The 1,735-nt window shown below is 48.8% G+C and carries 1 rRNA gene; it reads right to left on the minus strand.

The window, feature by feature from the left end:
* Window positions 1-75: 75 nt before the first annotated feature.
* Window positions 76-1,626: ribosomal RNA gene (locus tag CD034_RS01515) — 16S ribosomal RNA — on the minus strand.
* Window positions 1,627-1,735: the final 109 nt, after the last annotated feature.

Genomic DNA, 1,735 nt, shown 5'->3' on the forward strand with positions numbered 1-1,735 from the left:
AAACATTCAAAACTGAATACAATATGTCACGTTATTCCGTATCATCTCTACGAGATGTTCCGAATATATCCTTAGAAAGGAGGTGATCCAGCCGCACCTTCCGATACGGCTACCTTGTTACGACTTCACCCCAATCATTTGTCCCACCTTCGACGGCTAGCTCCAAATGGTTACTCCACCGGCTTCGGGTGTTACAAACTCTCGTGGTGTGACGGGCGGTGTGTACAAGACCCGGGAACGTATTCACCGTAGCATGCTGATCTACGATTACTAGCGATTCCAGCTTCATGTAGTCGAGTTGCAGACTACAATCCGAACTGAGAACAACTTTATGGGATTTGCTTGACCTCGCGGTTTCGCTGCCCTTTGTATTGTCCATTGTAGCACGTGTGTAGCCCAAATCATAAGGGGCATGATGATTTGACGTCATCCCCACCTTCCTCCGGTTTGTCACCGGCAGTCAACTTAGAGTGCCCAACTTAATGATGGCAACTAAGCTTAAGGGTTGCGCTCGTTGCGGGACTTAACCCAACATCTCACGACACGAGCTGACGACAACCATGCACCACCTGTCACTTTGTCCCCCGAAGGGGAAACTTCTATCTCTAGAAGGGTCAAAGGATGTCAAGATTTGGTAAGGTTCTTCGCGTTGCTTCGAATTAAACCACATGCTCCACCGCTTGTGCGGGTCCCCGTCAATTCCTTTGAGTTTCAACCTTGCGGTCGTACTCCCCAGGCGGAGTGCTTAATGCGTTAGCTGCAGCACTAAGGGGCGGAAACCCCCTAACACTTAGCACTCATCGTTTACGGCGTGGACTACCAGGGTATCTAATCCTGTTTGATCCCCACGCTTTCGCACATCAGCGTCAGTTACAGACCAGAAAGTCGCCTTCGCCACTGGTGTTCCTCCATATCTCTGCGCATTTCACCGCTACACATGGAATTCCACTTTCCTCTTCTGCACTCAAGTTTTCCAGTTTCCAATGACCCTCCACGGTTGAGCCGTGGGCTTTCACATCAGACTTAAAAAACCGCCTACGCGCGCTTTACGCCCAATAATTCCGGATAACGCTTGCCACCTACGTATTACCGCGGCTGCTGGCACGTAGTTAGCCGTGGCTTTCTGATTAGGTACCGTCAAGACGTGCACAGTTACTTACACGTTTGTTCTTCCCTAATAACAGAGTTTTACGATCCGAAGACCTTCATCACTCACGCGGCGTTGCTCCGTCAGGCTTTCGCCCATTGCGGAAGATTCCCTACTGCTGCCTCCCGTAGGAGTCTGGACCGTGTCTCAGTTCCAGTGTGGCCGATCACCCTCTCAGGTCGGCTACGTATCGTTGCCTTGGTAAGCCGTTACCTTACCAACTAGCTAATACGGCGCAGGTCCATCTATAAGTGATAGCAAAGCCATCTTTCACTATCGAACCATGCGGTTCGAAATATTATCCGGTATTAGCTCCGGTTTCCCGAAGTTATCCCAGTCTTATAGGTAGGTTACCCACGTGTTACTCACCCGTCCGCCGCTAACGTCAAAGGAGCAAGCTCCTCGTCTGTTCGCTCGACTTGCATGTATTAGGCACGCCGCCAGCGTTCATCCTGAGCCAGGATCAAACTCTCCATAAAAATTTATGATGTTTGATTAGCTCATAATACTAAATAGTGTTTGTAACATTTAAGTTACTTTATTGGAATTAACGTTGACATATTGTCATTCAGTTTTCAATGTTCATTT

This window comes from Staphylococcus hominis subsp. hominis (genome assembly GCF_002901845.1).
Taxonomy (GTDB): Bacteria; Bacillota; Bacilli; order Staphylococcales; family Staphylococcaceae; genus Staphylococcus; species Staphylococcus hominis.